The following is an 18,439-nucleotide window of genomic DNA, read 5'->3' as shown; positions in this document are numbered from 1 at the left end:
TGCACGGGGCTGACCGCAGCCCCGCCGCACCTGGTGTCACGACCGCGAGGAGAAGCATGATCGAGTCGTTGCTGGTGGCGAACCGGGGCGAGATCGCCCGACGGATCATCCGTACCGCCCGGCGGCTGGGGGTGCGCACCGTCGCCGTGCACTCCGAGGCCGACGCCGGGCTGCCCTTCGTCACCGAAGCGGACCAGGCGATCTGCGTCGGGCCGGCCCAGCCGGCGCAGAGCTACCGCGACCAGGCCGCCATCCTGGCCGCCGCCAGGAGCAGCGGCGCCGAGGCGATCCACCCCGGCTACGGGTTCCTGTCGGAGAACGCCGAGTTCGCCCGCGCGGTGCAAGCGGCCGGGCTGATCTGGGTCGGTCCCGGTGGCGACGCCATCGAGGCGATGGGCGACAAGATCAACGCGCGGAACCTGATGTCCGCCGCCGGCGTACCGGTCGCCGCCGGCACCACCGAGCCCGCCGAAACCGTCGACGCCGCACTCGACGCCGCCGCCACCATCGGCTACCCGGTGATGGTCAAGGCCGCTGCCGGCGGCGGCGGGATGGGCATGGGCGTCGCTGCCGACGCCGACGCGCTGCGGACCGAGTTCGACAAGGTCCGGGCGTTCGCCGCCCGCATGTTCGGTGACGGGTCCGTGCTGATCGAGCGCTACTTCCCCCGGGTACACCACGTCGAGGTGCAGATCCTCGGCTGGCGTACGGCCGACGGCACCGACCGGGTCGTCGCCCTCGGCGAGCGGGAGTGCTCGGTGCAGCGGCGCAACCAGAAGCTGGTGGAGGAGTCGCCGTCGCCAGCGGTCACCGACGAGATGCGGGCCGGGCTGCTCGCCGCCGCCGTACGGGCCGGGGAGGCGGTCGGCTACCGCAACGCCGGCACGGTCGAGTGCCTGCTGGACCCCACCTCCGGCGAGTTCTTCTTCCTGGAGATGAACACCCGGCTGCAGGTCGAGCACCCGGTGACCGAGCTGGTCTACGGCGTCGACCTGGTCGAGGAGCAGCTGCGGGTGGCCGCCGGCCTGGAGCCGACGTTCGACCCGGACACGCTCGCCCCGCGCGGGCACGCGATCGAGCTGCGGATCAACGCCGAGGACCCGAAACGCTTCCTGCCCGGTCCGGGCGCGATCACCGTCTGGACGGAGCCGACCGGCGACGGGGTCCGGGTCGATTCCGGGTACGCCGTCGGCACCACCGTGACGCCGTTCTACGACTCGCTGATGGCCAAACTGATCGTCTCCGGCGCCGACCGGGCCGAGGCGATCGCCCGCGCCCGGGCGGCGGTCGCCGCCTTCGAGGTGGCCGGGCCGAAGTGCAACCTGCCGTTCTTCGCCGAGCTGCTGGAGCACCCGGAGTTCGTCTCCGGTGACTACGACACCGGCATCGTCGGCCGGATGCGGTGAGGCCCGGCACCGACGCCGGTCGGCGCGGTATCCCATCGGTGACCTTCGTCGGATCCCATTGAGTGGACGGCCCGGGCGCGCGATGCTGGGCAGATGGCAACGACGCCCCTTCCCGAGTCCGTGTCGATCCGCGAGGTCGGCCCCCGCGACGGCCTGCAGAACGAGCAGCCGGTGCCGACCGACGGCAAGGTCCGCCTGCTGGACGCGCTCTCCGCGACCGGCGTACGCCGGATCGAAGCTGTCTCGTTCGTCCACCCGAAAGCGATCCCGCAGATGGCCGACGCCGACGAGGTGTGGCAGCGGGCCCGGCGTGCCCCCGGCGTGCGCTACTCGGCGTTGGTGCCGAACCTGCGCGGTGCCCGGCGGGCGATCGACGCCGGCTTCACCGAGGTCGAGGTGGTGGTGTCGGCCAGCGACACGCACAACCGGCGCAACGTCAACCGGGGCACCGCCGAGTCCCTCGACGACATCGCCGAGCTGATCCCGCTGCTGCATGCCGCGCGGGCACACGTCGAGGTGATCGTGGCGACCAGCTTCGGCTGCCCGTACGAAGGGGACATCGAACCTGGTCGGGTCGCCGGGATCGTCGACCGGGTGGTGGCCGACGGGGCGGACCGGCTCGCGTTCGGTGACACCACCGGGATGGCGACCCCGCGCCGGGTCCGCGAGCTGGTCACGGCGGTGCGCGACCGGCAGGCCGCCGTGCCGGTGCTGTTGCATTTCCACAACACCCGGGGTGCGGCGTTGGCGAACCTGCTGGCCGCCCTGGAGCTGGGGGTCACCGAGTTCGACGCCAGCGTCGGTGGCCTGGGCGGCTGCCCGTACGCGCCCGGGGCCAGCGGAAACGTGGCCACCGAGGAGGTGGTGCACATGCTGCACGACATGGGCGTCGAGACCGGGATCGACCTGGATGCGCTGCTGGCCGCCGCCGAGCTGGCCGAGGAGCTGGTCGGCCGGCAGCTTCCCTCCGGGGTGCTGCGCGCCGGGCCCCGTACCCGGCTGACCCCGACCAGCTGACCCGCCTACGTTCGGTGGGGTGTCGGGGTCGCGAGGGTGACCGTCGTGCGGTAACCTAACGATCGTTTAGTGCGGGCGGGTGCGAGGGGGCGGCGTGACACTGGACGGTGAGGCGCTGGACCGGCTGGACAAGCGGATCCGGGCCGGCGGCGCGGAGAAGTACCACGCGGCGAACGCCGACCGGGGCAAGCTGTTCGCCCGGGAGCGAGTGGACCGGCTTGTCGACGCGGGCTCCTTCGTGGAGGACGGCCGGTACGCCAACGCCCTCGCCGACGGGCTGCCCGCCGACGGCGTGATCACCGGCACAGCCACCATCGACGGTCGACAGGTCTGCCTGATGGCCAACGACTCCACCGTCAAGGCCGGCTCGTGGGGTGCCCGTACCGTCGAGAAGATCATCCGGATCATCGAGCGGGCGTACGACGCCGGTCTGCCGATGGTCTACCTGGTCGATTCCGCCGGCGCCCGGATCACCGACCAGGTCGATCTGTTTCCCGGCCGGCGCGGTGCCGGCCGGATCTTCTGGAACCAGGTGCGGGCCTCCGGCGCGATTCCGCAGGTGTGCGCCCTGTTCGGGCCGTCCGCCGCCGGCGGCGCCTACATTCCGGCGTTCTGCGACGTGGTGGCGATGGTCGAGGGCAACGCCAGCATGTACCTCGGGTCGGACCGGATGGTCGAGATGGTCACCGGCGAGAAGACCACGCTGGAGGCGATGGGCGGTGCCCGGGTGCACTGCGCCGAGTCCGGCGTCGGGCACTTCCTCTGCAAGACCGAGGACGACGCGCTCGACGTGGTCCGCCGCTACCTGTCCTACCTGCCGGCCAACTGGCACCAGCCGCCACCGGCGACGGCGGCCGTCGAGCCGCCGGCCGGTGTCGACCTGGCCGCGCTGGTGCCGGCGAGTGAACGGCAGGCGTTCGACATGCGCCGGTTCGTCAAAGGGCTGCTCGACGAGGGCAGCTTCCTGGAGATCCAGGCGTTGTGGGCCCGCGAGCTGACCGTCGGCTTCGGTCGGCTGGCCGGCCAGGTGGTCGGCGTGGTCGCCAACAACTCGATGTTCAAGGGCGGGGTGCTCTTCGTCGACTCCGCCGACAAGGCGGCCCGGTTCGTGCAGCTCTGCGACGCGTTCAACGTACCGCTGCTGTTCCTGGCCGACGTGCCCGGCTTCATGGTCGGCAGCACGGTGGAGAAGCAGGGCATCATCCGGCACGGCGCGAAGATGATCAGCGCGATCTCCGAGGCCACCGTACCGAAGATCTGCGTCGTGGTCCGCAAAGCCTACGGCGCCGGGCTGTACGCGATGGCCGGCCCCGGGTTCGCGCCGGACGCCACGCTGGCCCTGCCCACCGCGAAGATCGCGGTGATGGGCGCGGAGGCCGCGGTCAACGCGGTCTACGCCAACAAGATCGCGGCGATCGAGGATCCGGAGCAGCGGGCGGCGTTCGTGGCCCAGCGCCGCGCCGAGTACGAGCAGGACATCGACCTCACCCGGCTCGCCAGCGAACTCGTCGTCGACGACATCGTCCGACCCGAGCAGTTGCGCGCCGAACTGGTCCGGCGGTACGCGGCGGCGGCCGGCCGGGACCGGCACTTCTCCCGCCGCCGGCACGGCGTCACCCCGGTGTAGCGGCACCTCCCGGCATCTCCAGAAAGGACCTGGACATGGACTTCCGGCTCACCGACGAGCAGGTGGCGCTGCGCGACAGTGTCCGCGAGTTCGCCCAAGAGGTGGTCGCGCCGGTGATCGGCGACTACTACGAGCGGCACGCCTTCCCGTACGAGATCGTCCGCCAGATGGGCAAGATGGGGCTGTTCGGGCTGCCGTTCCCGGAGGAGTACGGCGGGATGGGCGGCGACTACTTCACGCTCTGCCTGGCGCTGGAGGAGCTGGCCCGGGTCGATTCCAGCACGGCGATCACCCTGGAGGCGGCGGTCTCGTTGGGGGCGATGCCGATCTACCGGTTCGGCACGCAGGAGCAGCGTCGGCGGTGGCTGCCGCAGTTGATCAGTGGCGAGGCGCTGGCCGGGTTCGGGCTGACCGAGCCGGGCTTCGGCTCGGACGCCGGTGGCACCACGACCCGGGCGGTGCTCGACGGCGACCAGTGGGTGATCAACGGCGCGAAGGCGTTCATCACCAACTCGGGCACCGACATCACCTCGCTGGTGACGGTCACCGCAGTGACCGGGACCCGGCCGGACGGCTCGAAGGAACTGTCGACGATCATCGTCCCGTCCGGTACGCCCGGCTTCACCGTCGCCCCCGGGTACGCGAAGGTCGGCTGGTGCGCGTCGGACACTCACGAGTTGACGTTCGACGATTGTCGGGTGCCGGCGGAGAATCTGCTGGGTGAGCGGGGTAGAGGGTTCGCACAGTTTCTGCGGATCCTCGACGAGGGACGGATAGCGATCGCGGCGCTGGCGGTCGGGCTGGCCCAGGGCTGTGTCGACGAGTCGGTCCGGTACGCCGGGCAGCGGCGTGCTTTCGGTCGGCCGATCAGCGGCTTCCAGGCGATTCAGTTCAAGATCGCGGACATGGAGGTACGGGCGCACACCGCCCGGTTGGCGTACTACGACGCGGCGGCCCGGATGCTCGCCGGTGAGCAGTTCAAACGGCAGGCGGCGGTGGCGAAGCTGCACGCCAGCGAGTGCGCCGTGCAGAACGCCCGGGAGGCCGCCCAGGTACATGGTGGCTACGGTTTCATGAACGAGTTTCCGGTTGGCCGCTTTTGGCGGGATGCGAAAATCCTGGAGATCGGCGAAGGTACCTCGGAGATTCAGCGGATGGTCATCGCTCGTGATCTTGGACTTGTCGACGTGGAGTGAAGTCCCCGGTTGTGTCGGAAATCCGTTCCATTCGGGTCGTCAGCCTGACGGATAGCTGACTGGACGACACCTGGCTGCGTACTCTCTCCTGCCATGAGTCCGGATCATGCTCCTGACCAGAGCACGGTCGGGTTCGACGAACTGCTCCGTGGGTGCCGGCTGGCCGCCGGGCTGACCCAGGCGGAGCTTGCCGCCCGGGCCGGCATCGGCGTCCGTACGGTCCGTGACCTGGAGCGGGCCCGATCCTCCCGGCCGCAGCGCACCACCGTGGAGCTGCTGGCCGCCGCGCTCGGCCTGACCGGTGCGGACCTGGCCGGGTTCGCCGCCGCTGCCCGTGGCCACGCGGCGGCGCTGCGCCCCGCGGTCCCCCGCCAGTACGCTCCGACGCTCGCCGCCGTCGCTGCCGGGGCAGACGGCGACGACCCTGCTCCGGGCACCACCGGCGGCGGCAGCCGCGGCGTGCCGCCGCCAGCGGAGCTGATCGGCCGCGACTGCGACGTGGCGGAGCTCGCGAACATCCTCACCGCGGCCGACAGCTCCGGCGCGGGACTGACCAGCCTGGTCGGTCTCGCCGGGGTCGGCAAGACCAGCCTGGCGCTGGCGGTGGCGGCCAGGGTGACGGGGCAGTTGCCGGGCGGGGCCGGCGGGATCGTCGTCACCGAAGGCTCGTCCGTCAGCGACGTACTCACCGCGACCGCGACCGTGTTCGACGTCGGCCGCCTCCACGACCTGGCGGGCCGGCTCGCCGACGCTCCCGCCCTGCTGCTGGTGGACGCCGTCGAACGGGCCCCGGTCGCCACCGCCGACGCGCTGCACTGGCTGCTGCGGGTGGCGCCCACGCTGCGGGTGGTCGCCACCGGTCGGCACCCGGTCGGCCTGCCGGGCGAGCGGGTGTGGCCGGTCGCTCCGCTGGAGGTGCCGCCGGCAGACACCGAGGCGGACCTCGCCGCGGTCGCCGACTACCCGGCGGTGAAACTCTTCCTGGCCCGACTGCGCAAGGTACGGCGGGAACAGGTCCACCTCACCGAGGTCGGCGCCCTGGTCGGGCTGGTCCGTCGACTCGGCGGGCTGCCGTTGGCGTTGGAACTGGCGGCGGCCCGTGGCCGGGCACTCGACCTCAACGAGATCTTCAACCGGTACGGCGACCGTCCACTCGACCTGACCGGAGCACCGTCGCGGGAAGCGGTGGCGGTGACCCTGCGCGACGCGGTCGCGGCCAGTTACACGCTGCTGACACCGGCGGAGCGGCGCGGGGTACGCCGGCTTTCGGTGCTGCGCAACCGGTGGTCGGTGGAGCTCGCCGAGGGCATGCTGGCAGCGGACGGCACCCCCGACGCCACCGGCACCCCCGGCACCACCGGCACCACCACCGGCACCACCACCGGCACCACCACCACCACCGGCACCGGCACCGACGACGCCGGCGGTCCGGTCGACCCGGTGCCGTTTCTCGACCGGCTCATGTCGTTGGGACTGCTCGGCGCCCGGGGGGTCGGCCCCTACCGGTTCCGTCTGATCGACGTGATCCGGGACCTGGCCACCGAACGGGCGGCGGCGCACGGCGAGCTGTCCGCCATCCGGCGTCGGCACGCGGTCCTGTTCGCCGGGCTCGCGGAGCGCGCCACCGCGGATCTCGCCGGGCCGAAGCTGGTGGCGACGGTCAACCGGCTCGACGAGGTGGCCAGCGACCTGTGGGCGGCGTTGGCGCACTCGGCCAACGACGACCCGCACACCGCGCTGCGCCTGGCGGCGGCGCTGCCGAGGTGGTGGCGGTTCCGGGGCCGCGACGTCGCCGGCCGACGGTGGCTGCGCAGACTGCTCGACGATCCACGGATGGTCGACGTGGATCCGAGCGTGCGGGCCTGGGCGCAGGTCGGCGTGGTGCAACTGGCGGTCGAACATGGTGCCGGCGCCCAGGAGCTGCCGGCCGCCCGGGCGGCGCTGGCCACGTTCGCCCAGCTCGGCGACACCGCCGGCGAGCTGGCCACCCGTACGGTGCTCAGCGCGGCGTGCCTGGCCGCCGGCCAGTTCACCGAGGCCCGCGACCACGCCCAGGCGGTTCTGGCGATCGCCGGGCGGACCGGCCGGGTGCGGGACATGACCCTGGCCCAGCACGACCTTGCCTGGCACGAGGTCCGGGTCGGGGACCTGCGGGCGGCCCGGCGTCGGCTGGCCGCCGTCGACCGGCTGGCGGCACGCACCGGTGAGGACCGGCTGCGGCTGCTGGCCCGGGCCAACCTCGCCGAGGTCGCGCGGCTGGAGGGGCGGTACGCGCGGGCGGTCGACCTGGCCCGTCGGGTGCTGGCCGCACTGACCGCGGTCGGCGACCCGAGCCACCGGAGGCGGGTCCTCGGCACGTTGGCGCTGGCGTTGGCCCAGGACGGCCGGCTGGCCGAGGCGGTCGCGGCGTTGACGCAGCTGCGCAGTTACTCGGTGCCGGTCGACGAGCTGGACCGGGGTCCGGTGCGACCGGTGGACCCGGCCGGTGCCGGCGACGACCCTCGGTGCGCGTTGATCGAGGCGACGATCGCCGCAGGCCGGGGTGACCGGGAGTTGGCGGTGGAGTGGTACGCCGTGGCGGCCCGGTCGCGGTGCGGCGGCAGCCAGCCTCGGGACGCGGTCGAGGCCCTGGTCGCTCTGGTGGCGGGTACGGAGACAGCGGCCGCCCGGCAGGCGGCCCTGGACCGGTTGGCGGCTGCGGCGCAGGAGAGCGGGATCACGTTGCTGCCCCGGGAACGGCAGGAGATCGGCTGGCCGGAGCAGGTGTGAGTATGCCAGCGCGGCGGCGCGGGTGCCGCCGGTGGATGAGGTGTCGGTGCCGGCGGGTCGACGCGGACGTCCGGCGGGGATCGGGTGATCACCCGCCGGACGTCGACACGCCCCCCGGGTTGGCGCGGAGCCGCCCCCGATCCACAGCGGTGCCCTGGATCTTCGCGCCGCACCCCCCGTTACGTTCCCGGCCGTCAGTACGGTATCCAGAAGTTCCGAGCTGAATGCGGCTTTCGTGGGCTTATGAAGGTGTCCGCTGTTGGTTTCTGCCGGTCCTTCTGCCGGTCCCGCCGGTCGGTCAGGCTGTCTCCGCGAGCGTCTCGTCACTGCCAGCGGTGGCGCCGGGGTGCACGGCGTCGCGAAGCCGCCGGAGAGTGCCGAGGAACGCCGCGAGTTCGGCCGGTTGCAGCTGGCCGGTGAACCACTGCTCGATCAGCTCCAGGTGCCGGGGCAGCGTCTCGTCGAGGCGTTGCTGGCCGGCGCGGGTCAGTACGGCGTACGAACTGCGTCGGTCGGTCGGACAGGCCCGGCGACAGACCAGCCCGTCGCGGACCATCCGGTCGACGACCCGGGTGGCGCCGCTGGTGGACAGGGCGGCCTGTGCGGCAAGGTCGGTCATCCGCAGTTGGTGGCTCGGGGAGCGACGCAACCGCATCAGCACCTCGAACTCGACGGAGGAGAGCCCTTGCTCCTCGAACTGCGCCGCGAAGCGGGCAGCCAGGCCAGCATGGACTTCGAAGAGGAGCCCGATCGCGGTGATCCGCGGATCGTCGGCGAGGTGCTCGGTCACCAGGTCATCCTAGCAGTGCTTGACACGGGGAATATTGCTTAGTCTAATATTGCTGCTGCACACGTCATCCCTCAACCGCTTGTCCCCGAGAGGCAGCCATGAGCACCGACCAGAACACCCGCGAGTGGAACGGCATCACCATCCCGACGGCCGGCACCTACGAGCTCGACCAGGCGCACAAGCGGGTCGGCTTCGTCGCCCGGCACATGATGGTCAGCAAGGTCCGGGGTGAGTTCGCCGAGGCCACGGCCACCATCACGGTCGCCGAGGACCCGCTGCAGTCCTCGGTCACCGCAGTGCTGCAGGCCGCCAGTATCACCACCGGACAGGCCGACCGTGACGCCCACCTGCGCAGCGGTGACTTCCTGGACACCGAGAAGTTCACCACGCTGGAGTTCCGCAGCACCGGGATCGCCTCGGTCGACGGCAACGAGTTCGTTCTCGCCGGTGAGCTGACGATCAAGGACGTCACCCGCCCGGTCGAGCTGGCCGTCGAGTTCGAGGGTGCCGGCCGTAGCCCGTTCGGCCAGGACATCTTCGGATTCACCGCGACCACCGAGATCGACCGCGAGGAGTTCGGCCTGACGTGGAACGTCGCGCTGGAGACCGGCGGCGTCCTGGTGGCCAAGAAGATCAAGATCGAGATCGAGGGTGAGGCCATCCGCCAGGCGTGAGCCCGGCTGCGGCAGCGGAGCCCTGCCTGAGCCCCGCACCTTACAGCGGCACCCCGGTCACCGTCGACGGTGACCGGGGTGCCGCTGTGTGTGATAAGCCCAGTAGAAGACGCCCGCCGGATGTGAAAAGGTGAAACCGAGCGCTTCGACCCGCTCACTTTGGGGCGATCACCGCCTGTCCCGGCTCGGGGGGCCGACGACAGTCGCGGTCGAGCAGGGGCTGCACCACCAACAGTCGTAGACGGCTTCGCCGCGCCGCTCGGCCATCGGGCCGGCGGGGCGGGGTGTCGACGCGCCGGGGAGGGCATTATGGGCAGGGATGTCGCATCACGCGCGCCGTTCACCCGGGAGGACCGCGTCCGGTACCGGCAGAAGGTCCGTCGGTGTCTCGACGTGTTCGCGTTGATGCTCGACGACTTCAAGTTCGACGCCGACCGCCCCACCACGGGCCTCGAGGTGGAACTGAACCTGATCGACCCGTACGCGGAGCCCGCCATGCGGAACGCGGAAATTCTCGCCAACCTCGCTGATCCGACATTTCAGACGGAGCTGGGCCAGTTCAACCTGGAGCTGAACGCCCGACCCCGGCTGATCGAGGGCGACGGCTTCGCCGACTACGAGGCAGACCTGCAGGCCAGCCTGGCCCGTGCCGGCGACCGGGCGGCCAAGGCCGACGCCGCGATCATCCTGATCGGCATCCTGCCCACCCTGACCCCGCAACACCTGGTGCTCAACAACCTCTCCACCAACGGGCGGTACCGGGTGCTCAACGAGCAGATCGTCGCCGCCCGTGGCGAGGACATCCGGCTGGACATCCGGGGCGTCGAGCGGTTGCAGGCGTACACCGACTCGATCGCCCCCGAGGCCGGCTGCACCAGCGTCCAGTTCCATCTGCAGGTCTCGCCCGACACGTTCGCCGCGTACTGGAACGCGTCCCAGGCCATCGCCGGGGTGCAGGTCGCCCTCGGCGCCAACGCGCCGTTCTTCTACAGCAAGCAGCTCTGGTCGGAGACCCGGATCGTGCTGTTCGAACAGGCCACCGACACCCGGCCCGACGAGCTGAAGGCCCAGGGCGTACGGCCCCGGGTCTGGTTCGGCGAACGGTGGATCACCTCGATCTTCGACCTGTTCGAGGAGAACGTCCGGTACTTCCCGCCGCTGTTGCCGATCTGCGCCGACGAGGACCCGGTCGAGGTCCTGCAGAACGGCGGCGTGCCGGAGCTGAGCGAACTACGGCTGCACAACGGCACCGTCTACCGGTGGAACCGACCGGTGTACGACATTATGAGCGGCCGCCCGCACCTGCGGGTCGAGAACCGGGTGCTGCCCGCCGGGCCGACCGTCGTCGACATGCTGGCCAACGCCGCCTTCTACTTCGGCCTGGCCCGCGAGCTGGCGGAGGCCGACCGCCCGGTCTGGACCCAGCTCACCTTCGCCGCCGCCGAGGAGAACTTCCACCAGGCGGCCCGCCGTGGTCTCGCCGCCCAACTACACTGGCCGCAGCTCGGCGAGATCGCGGTCACCGACCTGGTGCTGGAGGTCCTGCTGCCGAAGGCGTACGCCGGGCTGGACCGGTTCGGTGTCGCCCCGGCGCAGCGCGACCGGCTCCTCGGCATCATCGAGCAGCGGTGCCGTACTGGTCGCAACGGCGCGGTCTGGCAGACCGAGTCGGTCTGGCGTGCCGAGCGTGAGCACGGGCTGGCCCGGCCCGAGGCGCTGCACCACATGCTGCAGCGCTACGCCGAGTTGCAGCGCAGCAACGAGCCGGTGCACACCTGGCCGGTCGACTGATCCGCCGGCAGCGCCTACGTGTCCTGCCGGCGCGGGCTGCCTACGACGGGCTGCCGCCACCGGATGCGGACGGGCGCCCACGACCGGGTCCGGACACCGACGCCGTACCGCGCGCCGGCGCCTGACCGGTCGCACCGGCCGCACCGGCCGCGCTGCCCGTCGGGCTGCCGGTTGGGCTGCCCGCCGGCTGGGTCGGCACCGGCGCGGCCTGCCGGTCGTCGGCGTCGCCCGAGCCGTCGCCGGCGCCGGCGCTGCCCGTGCCGTCGCCGTCGGCCACGCTCGGCGGGTCGGCGTCGGTGCGGTCGGCCCGCTGCCGGGAGACCTCCAGCCGCTGGGCGATCGCGGTGACCAGCACCGAGCCCGCCAGCCCGGCGATCACCGCGTACGGCGCCAGCAGGTGCGCCGACAACTGCTCCGCGCGTGGCCCGACCAGCCGGGGTGCGGCCAGGAAGTACGCGGCGGCGATCAGCACCGGGCCGACGCATCCGGAGATCGCCGCGCCGATCCGGCGACGGGCGTCACGGGCGGCCGGCCAGGCCGACACCGCGCCGATGATGAACGCCGAGCCCAGCGACAACGCCGCACCCGGCCAGTAGATGTTGCGGAACCAGTACCGCTCGTCGTCGGCGGTGATCTGCCAGACCCCGAGCTGGGCGCTGGTCAGCCCGGTGCCGGCCAGCACCGAATCGACCACGGCCACCACGGCCAGCAGCCACAACCAGCCGACGGTCGCGATCACGTTGACCGCCGCCGCCCGGGAGGCGACCGCCCAGATCGCCATCAGCAGTCCGACGACCGCGCCGACCATCGCGTAACCGGCGGCGATCGTCTGCGGCGAGAAGGTGTCGGCCCGGGTCGCGCTGCGCGCCGGTACGGCGATCAGCGCCACGATCAACATGCCGCCGACCGCTGCGGCGGCGGCCAGCGCCAGTCGCCACAGGCTCGCGGTGAGCAGACTCTCCGGCTGCCAGCGTGCGTCCGGTGCCGATCCGTCCGTTGTCGCCGACGGGGCCAGCCGGTCGGCGGCCACGGCACCGATCACCACCGACGTCGCCACGATCCAGGTGGCCCAGGCGAGGCTGGCGACCCAGGCCGACTCCCCGCCGATGTCGACGGACGGTAACCAGGCGACTATGCCGAGGCCGTAGCCCAGGCCGAGCTGTGCGGCACCCGCGCCCGCAGCTACGCCGGTCGCCGTGGCGACCGATCTTCCCCAGCCTCGTACGGCCATGCCGGGCACTGTAGCGGTCAGCGCGGGCCGAGGCGACTCGTGGGCGTCGGCACGCTGTGCGGGCGGCGGCTGGCTATCTTGAGCCTTACCGAATGTCACACCGGGTGGTACGGAGAGGACGAGCATGGCCGACAGACCGAGAGATCCTGCCCAGGACGGCTCGGCAGGTCGCGACGTCGGGGACTACACGAGTCAACTGCCCCGCCCGGTCGACCCGTGGGCCACCCGGGCCGGCGACCCCGACGGCGACGGCGACGGCGACGCGGGCGGGCCGACCAGGGCGGACCAACCGGGCCCTGGGCCCGGCACGGCGTCGCCGGCCGGGCCCGGCACCGGGGCGGTGCCGCCCGGCCCGGGGACCGGTGCCATGCCGCCGGCCGGCGCGGGGACCGCAGCGATGCCACCGACCGGCGGCGACCGGGAACCGGCCTGGTCGGGTCGGGCCGGGGTGCCGGTGCGGCCGGCGGGCGGTGACGCCGCCGAGGGCTGGCCCGGTGCGGGCGGTGGCGGCACCGGCGGCGGCTGGGGCGAGCCGGAGCGCCCCGGTCAGGCTGGCCGGCCGTGGTGGTTGCCGATCCTGCTGGGCGTACTGGTACTGGTCGTGATCGCCCTGGTCGGCACCCTGATCTGGTGGGTGGCCAACCTGGACGACACGCAGGACCCGGGCGGTCCCGGCCCGACGACGGCACCGACCGCGTCCGCTCCGACGGAGCCGACGGGCCAGCCCGAGCCGACCGAAGCGGAGCCGACCGAGCCGGAGCCGGAGCAGAGCAGCGCGCCCACCGAGGTCGCCGTACCGAACCTGGTGGGGATGACCGAGGCGCAGGCGCGGCAACTGCTGGACGAGAGCGACCTTGGCTACCGGCTGACCTTCCGGGACTCGGACCAGCCGGCAGGCACGGTCATCGAGACGAATCCGCCGGCCGGCAGCGAGGTGCCGCCGGGCACCGAGATCGAGCTCGTGCTCGCCGCGTCCGACAGCGAGCCGTCACCGGAGCCGAGTCCGTCGGCGACCCCCACCGGGGAGTCCGACGACGAGGACGACTGAACGCGGCGCCGCGCGGGCTGGCGGGCCGGCCTGCTGAGGTCAGCTGGCCCGCGCGGACATCGCCTGGGCCGCCGGGCGGCGTTGCGCTGCCCGGCCCGGCAGGTCGGCCACCACCCGCAGCCGCCGCAGCCCGTCGATCTGCACGAAGATCGACCGCCGGTCCACCGCGTCGCCGGCGGCGTTGAGCTCGTAGCCGTCGAGCCAGATCCAGCCCTGGTACGTCGGCCAGTCGTGCACCCTGATCACCCGGAACAGCAGCGGTTCGGTGAACTGCACGCTGGCCGCACGGGTCACGTGGAGTACCTCTCCTGAGCGGGGCAGCAGCATCGCGACTCCTGTGGTGGATTGCCGTTGTCGAGGTCGCCACCCAGCGGCACGTACGTCGACACCGTCACCGACGGCGGACCCGGCGGGGTCGGTCGTCGGCGACCGGATGCGGACGTGGCGGCAGGTCGCGCCGACCCGGCACGGCGCAACCGGGAAGGAACGATCATGCATCAACGCTGAGTGACCTTAGGCCTACGGAAAGGGTGCACCACTGCCGCGATCAATGCAAGTTGCAAGTTGGGTCTGGCGTGGTGCGAGAGTCACTCGCTAGATTGCTGCTTGAAGTCCTACGTGTACCCACGGCAGACTGAACGGGATTCTTCCCGCGTCGGCGACCTCCCCCGCCCCGTACTACCGCTCGCGACGGTCCCATCGTCGCCCCTCAGCTGCGTGAGCGGGGTCCGCCGACTGCCCCTACACCCCTGACCGGAGGTGACCGGTGACCGAGCGCCGAAGCCCAACCGTCCGGCGCCGCCGTCTCGGCGCCGAACTGCGCCGGCGGCGGGACGCTGCGGGCGTCACGATCGATGCTGTCGCGGAGCGCCTGGAGTGCTCCTCGTCGAAAGTTTCCCGGATCGAGACCGGGCACACGACTGCGACGCCCCGCGACGTCCGCGACATGCTGGAGATCTACGGCGTGACCGGCACCGAGGCCGAGGAGTTGGTGCAGATCGCCCGGGAGGCCCGGCAGAAGGGCTGGTGGCATCCGTACTCGACGGTGCTGACCGGGGCCTACGTGGGCTTCGAGGCGGCGGCCAGGTCGGTGCGGGCGTACGAGCAACAGGTCGTCCCAGGGCTGCTGCAGACCGCGGACTACGCCCGCGCGATGATCTGCGCCGCCCGCCCCGACATCACCGCCGAAGAAGTCGACCACCGCGTCCATGTCCGACTGAAGCGTCAGTCGTTGTTGACTCAGGAAGATCAGATCGACGTATGGGCGGTGCTCGATGAGGCGGTGCTGAGTCGGCCGGTCGGTGGGGACGCGGTGATGCGGGCACAACTGCACCGCCTCGTCGAAGCGGCAGACCTGCCGAACGTCACGTTGCAGATCCTGCCCTTCGAGGTGGGTGCACACGCCGGCATGGACGGCACGTTCACGATCCTCGACTTCCCGGAGCCGAGCGACGCGGACGTGGTCTACGCGGAGAACGCCACCGGTGGGCTCTTCCTGGAGAAGACCGAGGAACTACGCAAATACATCTTCATCTTCGATCACATACGCGCGGCGGCTCTCACCCCCGAGGAGTCCGTCGCCATGATCGCGAAACGTGCTAAGGAGCCATTGTGGACATCGAGGTTAAGGGGCTCCGGGTAGACCTCACCCGGGCGGTCTGGCAGAAGAGCTCACGCAGCGGACCGAACTGCGACAACTGCGTGGAGGTCGCCTTCGTCGACCAGGCGATCGCGATCCGCGACTCGAAGAACCCGACCGGGCCGGCGTTGATCTTCACCGCCGACGAGTGGGACGCGTTCCTCGGCGGAGCCCGCGACGGCGAGTTCGACCTGGACTGAGTCAACGGTTGGGCCACGATTGAGCCCCGGGGGCGTACCCCCGGGGCTCAATCGTTCCCCCCTGCCCCGACGGTGCCCCCGACGCGGCCGTGCCCCCGTGGCTCAACCGTGCCGAGCCAACGCCCGCTCGGCCAGCGCGCTGTGCCGCAGCGCATGCCGCACCCCGACCACGACCAGCAGGGCCACCGCTGCCGCCAGCACCAGCCCGTCGTCGACCAACCCCAGCCCCGGCCCGCCGCCGAAATACCACGCCGCGACCGGCACCAGCGCCACCGCCGTCACCTGCACCGGCAACGCCACCAGCGGGTGCGCCGCGCGGGCCAGCAGCCCCGGTGGACTCGGCGCGGCGGGCGCGGTGACGAACGCCGCCGACCCGCCGTACAGCCGCCGCAGGCGCGGCAGGGTCACCACCGCGACCGCCGCCGCCGGTACGGCGACCAGCAGCACCTGCGCGCTGGCCGCCCCGCCCCCGATCAACCCGGCGACCCCGCCCAGGCCGGCCAGCACGAACGCGGTCAGCCAGCCGACCCGGCGCCGCAGCGCCGCCGGGCTGCCCACCGACGGCAGCGACTCGGCGATCACGGCGGCGGCGAGCCAGCCGCCGGCCAGAGCCAACCAGCCGACCAGAGCGATGTCCATGCCCCGAATCCTGCCGGCCGGTCGACGCCGGCACCTCCGGGCGTAGCCCTGGTCGACCCCCCATCGGTCACCCGTAGGGGTGCCGGCAGACTGGAGCGTCCGCTGGCACTGGAGCGTCCGCTGGCTACAGCGTCCGCAGGTTTACAGCGTCTGCTGGCTACAGCGTCCGCAGGTGGAAGCCACCGTCCACGTCGAGCACCTGGCCGGTGCTGAACGGCAGCAGGTCGGTGGCGACCGCCACCACCGCCCGGCCCACGTCGTCCGGTCGGCCCCAGCGGCGGATCGGCGTCAGACCCTGGTTGAAGATCAAATCGTCGTACTTCGCCTGGACCGGTCCGGTCATGTCGGTGGCCACGATGCCGGGCCGGATCTCGTACACGTTGATCCCGTGCTCAGCCAGTCGGGCCGCGTACAGCTGGGCGGTCATCGCCAGACCGGCCTTGGCCACGCAGTAGTCACCCCGGTTGACGCTCGCGGTGTAGGCGCTGATCGACGAGACGATGACGATCTTCGGCGCGGTGACCGCGCCGGCCGCCACCATGTCGATCATCGCCCGGCTGACCTGCTGGGTCAGAAAGTACGGACCCTTCAAATTGATGTCGATCAGCCGGTCGAAGGACTCCTCGGTCGCGTCGAGCAGGTCCGCCCGTACGTCCGGGGCCACGCCCGCGTTGTTGACCAGCAGATCGATCCGGCCGAAGGTCGCCACGGTCTGATCGACCAGCCGCTGCCGGTCCGCGCCGACCGACACGTCCGCGCCGACCAGCAGCACCCGGCGACCCAGCGCCTCGACCTCCTCGCCGACCTCGCGGGCGGCGTCGGCGTTGCGGGCGTAGTTGACCACGACGTCGTACCCGGCGGCCGCCAACGCCAGCACGATCCCGCGCCCGATGCCGCGCGAGCCGCCGGTGACGATGGCGACCTGGTCCGCGCTGCCGGCCTGGTCCGCGGCGGTCACCGTGCGCCCCCGACGGTGCCCGCGCTGTCGGCGATGCCCGCGCCGTCGGTGCCGGCCGGGCCGAAGAACGTGTAGTACGGCTCGTCGCGCGCCACCCGCTGCAGGTAGAGCGCCAGCTCACGGGCATGGTAGTCGCCCCACATGCTCGACTCGCCGTGCGGCACCCGACTGCCGGCCGGCACGTGGTCCCAGCCGTTCGGCCGGTGGTAGATCGAGTGCAGGATCAGTCCCTGGTGGCGGGTGTCGGTGCTCAGGTACGGCTCGTCGAGCAGGGTGCCGGCCACGGTCAGCCCGGCCTGCCAGTAGCGGCGACCGGCGTCGGGCTGCCCGGCGTCGGTCAGGTAGCGGCCGAGTCGCAGCAGACCCTGTGCACCGATGCAGGCGGCCGACGAATCGACCGGCTCATGATCGTTGTACGGGTCCGCCGGCCGGTCCAGGTAGTCGCCGAGAGCGGCCAGACCGGGTGCGCCGGTGTCCCAGTACGGGATGCCGTCGGTCGGGGTGTGCTCGAGGTAGAAGTCGCAGGTGGCGGTGGCGGCCCGCAGCATCATCGCGGTCACTTCGGCCCGCCCGCCGTACGGTTCGAGGTCGCTGTCCGGCAGCACGGCCAGGTATTCCAGCTGCTCCGGGAAGCCGAGCATCGCCCAGGCCAGGCCTCGGGTCCAGGTGGTGAACGGCGAGTAGCCCTGCTGGGTGCTCGGGCAGCGGAACCGGCCGTCGTTGACGTTGAAGATCGACTCGTGGGCGGTGCGGCCCCGGGTGTCGTAGCTGTCCCGCCCCTCGCCGTAGAAGACGTTGTACCGGGCCGTGTTGGTGGCATGCTCGATGAGCCGGCCGAGCAGCGAGATCCGCTCGTCCTGTTCACCCATGAGCGCGTGGCCGAGCAGGTGCGACACGGCCAGCGCCCGGCAGGAGCGGATCGTGTCGACGAACAGCGACTGCGGCCCGTTGAACGAGTAGATGTAGCCGGTGCTGTCGGCGGTGTCCCGCCAGCGGGCCGCCTGGACCGCCCCGGTCAGCTTCAACGCCAGCTCGTAGAAGTCGCGCTCGGCGCGGTCGTGCGGGAGCCGTCCTTCGGCCATCAGCCGCCACAGGTTGCCGTACGTGCTGACGTTGTTGAAGCCGTGGTCGTGCACGCCGATGTGGCTGACGTGGCTGGCCATCACGGCGACGGTCAACTCGCGGGCGGAGTCCAGGAACCGCTGTTCGCCGGTGGCGTCGAACTGCAGCAGCGCCGAGCCGTACTGGAAGCCCTGGGTCCATTCGGTCCAGCCACGCGCGGCGTACCGGCCGTCGACGGTGAAGACCGGCGACGCCGACCCGGGCGGGCAGGTCTTCTCGATCGAGTCGATCTTGTGGGCGGAGGCTTCCCAGAGGCGGTCGATCCTGGTTTGCAGGCTGGCCGGGGTCAGCGCGTCGTCGATCCGAATCATCGGATCAGCATAGGAAAGCGC

At 71.9% G+C, this 18,439-nt stretch carries 16 protein-coding genes; 10 read left to right on the top strand and 6 right to left on the bottom strand.

Annotated features, from left to right (window positions below; translation table 11 throughout):
* The first annotated feature begins 56 nt into the window (after positions 1 to 56).
* The 5 genes from ACN28F_RS16180 to ACN28F_RS16160 all read left to right on the top strand — a co-directional run bounded on the left by ACN28F_RS16180 (position 57) and on the right by ACN28F_RS16160 (position 8,015).
* The gene (locus ACN28F_RS16180; protein ID WP_421358502.1) at positions 57 to 1,406 is read left to right on the top strand and encodes an acetyl-CoA carboxylase biotin carboxylase subunit; all 1,350 of its coding nucleotides are present in this window, start codon (positions 57 to 59) and stop codon (positions 1,404 to 1,406) included.
* A 93-nt stretch (positions 1,407 to 1,499) separates the two neighbouring features.
* Positions 1,500 to 2,423: a hydroxymethylglutaryl-CoA lyase gene (locus ACN28F_RS16175; RefSeq protein WP_289208772.1), complete on the top strand. Its 924-nt coding sequence runs from the start codon at positions 1,500 to 1,502 to the stop codon at positions 2,421 to 2,423.
* Between the two features lie 94 nt (positions 2,424 to 2,517).
* Positions 2,518 to 4,050, top strand: coding sequence for an acyl-CoA carboxylase subunit beta (locus tag ACN28F_RS16170; protein WP_289208771.1), 1,533 nt, complete (start codon positions 2,518 to 2,520; stop codon positions 4,048 to 4,050).
* Between the two features lie 35 nt (positions 4,051 to 4,085).
* On the top strand, positions 4,086 to 5,246 hold the full coding sequence (locus tag ACN28F_RS16165) for an acyl-CoA dehydrogenase family protein (RefSeq protein WP_289208770.1): 1,161 nt from the start codon (positions 4,086 to 4,088) through the stop codon (positions 5,244 to 5,246).
* Between the two features lie 93 nt (positions 5,247 to 5,339).
* Positions 5,340 to 8,015 (top strand): ATP-binding protein, encoded by a 2,676-nt coding sequence (locus ACN28F_RS16160; protein WP_421358500.1) that lies wholly within the window; start codon positions 5,340 to 5,342, stop codon positions 8,013 to 8,015.
* 298 nt (positions 8,016 to 8,313) lie between these two features.
* On the opposite strand, the gene ACN28F_RS16155 is transcribed toward ACN28F_RS16160, so the two are convergent.
* Positions 8,314 to 8,805, bottom strand: a complete 492-nt coding sequence (locus ACN28F_RS16155) for a MarR family winged helix-turn-helix transcriptional regulator (protein ID WP_289208768.1) — start codon at positions 8,803 to 8,805, stop codon at positions 8,314 to 8,316.
* 98 nt (positions 8,806 to 8,903) lie between these two features.
* Between ACN28F_RS16155 and ACN28F_RS16150 the strand changes: the two genes are divergently transcribed.
* Both ACN28F_RS16150 and ACN28F_RS16145 read left to right on the top strand, forming a co-directional pair.
* Entirely contained in the window at positions 8,904 to 9,479 is a 576-nt protein-coding gene (locus ACN28F_RS16150) for a YceI family protein (protein WP_289208767.1), read from the top strand.
* A 309-nt stretch (positions 9,480 to 9,788) separates the two neighbouring features.
* Complete coding sequence (locus ACN28F_RS16145) at positions 9,789 to 11,270, top strand: glutamate--cysteine ligase (RefSeq protein WP_289208766.1); 1,482 nt, start codon at positions 9,789 to 9,791, stop codon at positions 11,268 to 11,270.
* A gap of 40 nt (positions 11,271 to 11,310) precedes the next feature.
* Here the strand turns inward: ACN28F_RS16145 and ACN28F_RS16140 are convergent, their stop codons facing one another.
* On the bottom strand, positions 11,311 to 12,501 hold the full coding sequence (locus ACN28F_RS16140) for a hypothetical protein (RefSeq protein ID WP_421358498.1): 1,191 nt from the start codon (positions 12,499 to 12,501) through the stop codon (positions 11,311 to 11,313).
* A 124-nt stretch (positions 12,502 to 12,625) separates the two neighbouring features.
* Between ACN28F_RS16140 and ACN28F_RS16135 the strand changes: the two genes are divergently transcribed.
* Positions 12,626 to 13,549: a PASTA domain-containing protein gene (locus ACN28F_RS16135; protein ID WP_289208764.1), complete on the top strand. Its 924-nt coding sequence runs from the start codon at positions 12,626 to 12,628 to the stop codon at positions 13,547 to 13,549.
* Between the two features lie 39 nt (positions 13,550 to 13,588).
* On the opposite strand, the gene ACN28F_RS16130 is transcribed toward ACN28F_RS16135, so the two are convergent.
* Positions 13,589 to 13,873 carry a hypothetical protein gene (locus tag ACN28F_RS16130; RefSeq protein ID WP_289210776.1) on the bottom strand — a complete coding sequence of 95 codons (285 nt, stop codon included), beginning with the start codon at positions 13,871 to 13,873 and terminating at the stop codon, positions 13,589 to 13,591.
* A 442-nt stretch (positions 13,874 to 14,315) separates the two neighbouring features.
* On the opposite strand from ACN28F_RS16130, the gene ACN28F_RS16125 reads away from it, so the two are divergent.
* Positions 14,316 to 15,191, top strand: coding sequence for a helix-turn-helix domain-containing protein (locus ACN28F_RS16125; RefSeq protein WP_421358495.1), 876 nt, complete (start codon positions 14,316 to 14,318; stop codon positions 15,189 to 15,191).
* Positions 15,167 to 15,388: a DUF397 domain-containing protein gene (locus tag ACN28F_RS16120; RefSeq protein WP_421361415.1), complete on the top strand. Its 222-nt coding sequence runs from the start codon at positions 15,167 to 15,169 to the stop codon at positions 15,386 to 15,388. The genes ACN28F_RS16125 and ACN28F_RS16120 overlap by 25 nt, the downstream gene beginning before the upstream one ends.
* Positions 15,389 to 15,490: 102 nt before the next feature.
* Here the strand turns inward: ACN28F_RS16120 and ACN28F_RS16115 are convergent, their stop codons facing one another.
* From ACN28F_RS16115 to ACN28F_RS16105, 3 genes are all read right to left on the bottom strand, one after another.
* Positions 15,491 to 16,027 carry a hypothetical protein gene (locus ACN28F_RS16115; RefSeq protein WP_289208761.1) on the bottom strand — a complete coding sequence of 179 codons (537 nt, stop codon included), beginning with the start codon at positions 16,025 to 16,027 and terminating at the stop codon, positions 15,491 to 15,493.
* A 157-nt stretch (positions 16,028 to 16,184) separates the two neighbouring features.
* Positions 16,185 to 16,985, bottom strand: a complete 801-nt coding sequence (locus tag ACN28F_RS16110) for a 3-ketoacyl-ACP reductase (protein ID WP_421358493.1) — start codon at positions 16,983 to 16,985, stop codon at positions 16,185 to 16,187.
* A complete protein-coding gene (locus ACN28F_RS16105; protein ID WP_289208759.1) occupies positions 16,982 to 18,418 on the bottom strand; it encodes a hypothetical protein in 1,437 nt (478 codons plus the stop codon). The genes ACN28F_RS16110 and ACN28F_RS16105 overlap by 4 nt, the downstream gene beginning before the upstream one ends.
* Positions 18,419 to 18,439 lie beyond the last annotated feature (21 nt).

The sequence above is a fragment of the Solwaraspora sp. WMMA2101 genome (genome assembly GCF_049179175.1).
GTDB lineage: Bacteria > Actinomycetota > Actinomycetes > Mycobacteriales > Micromonosporaceae > Micromonospora_E.
Note: the sequence above shows the minus strand (reverse complement) of the source record. Positions and strands in the feature narration are given on the sequence as shown.

Excerpts from the sequence above, each read along its gene's own strand:
- ACN28F_RS16165 (WP_289208770.1), top strand. The coding sequence starts at position 4,086 with ATGGACTTCCGGCTCACCGACGAGCAGGTGGCGCTGCGCGACAGTGTC.
- ACN28F_RS16175 (WP_289208772.1), top strand. The coding sequence starts at position 1,500 with ATGGCAACGACGCCCCTTCCCGAGTCCGTGTCGATCCGCGAGGTCGGC.
- ACN28F_RS16105 (WP_289208759.1), bottom strand. The coding sequence starts at position 18,418 with ATGATTCGGATCGACGACGCGCTGACCCCGGCCAGCCTGCAAACCAGG.
- ACN28F_RS16145 (WP_289208766.1), top strand. The coding sequence starts at position 9,789 with ATGGGCAGGGATGTCGCATCACGCGCGCCGTTCACCCGGGAGGACCGC.
- ACN28F_RS16180 (WP_421358502.1), top strand. The coding sequence starts at position 57 with ATGATCGAGTCGTTGCTGGTGGCGAACCGGGGCGAGATCGCCCGACGG.
- ACN28F_RS16140 (WP_421358498.1), bottom strand. The coding sequence starts at position 12,501 with ATGGCCGTACGAGGCTGGGGAAGATCGGTCGCCACGGCGACCGGCGTA.
- ACN28F_RS16160 (WP_421358500.1), top strand. The coding sequence starts at position 5,340 with ATGAGTCCGGATCATGCTCCTGACCAGAGCACGGTCGGGTTCGACGAA.
- ACN28F_RS16135 (WP_289208764.1), top strand. The coding sequence starts at position 12,626 with ATGGCCGACAGACCGAGAGATCCTGCCCAGGACGGCTCGGCAGGTCGC.
- ACN28F_RS16115 (WP_289208761.1), bottom strand. The coding sequence starts at position 16,027 with ATGGACATCGCTCTGGTCGGCTGGTTGGCTCTGGCCGGCGGCTGGCTC.
- ACN28F_RS16150 (WP_289208767.1), top strand. The coding sequence starts at position 8,904 with ATGAGCACCGACCAGAACACCCGCGAGTGGAACGGCATCACCATCCCG.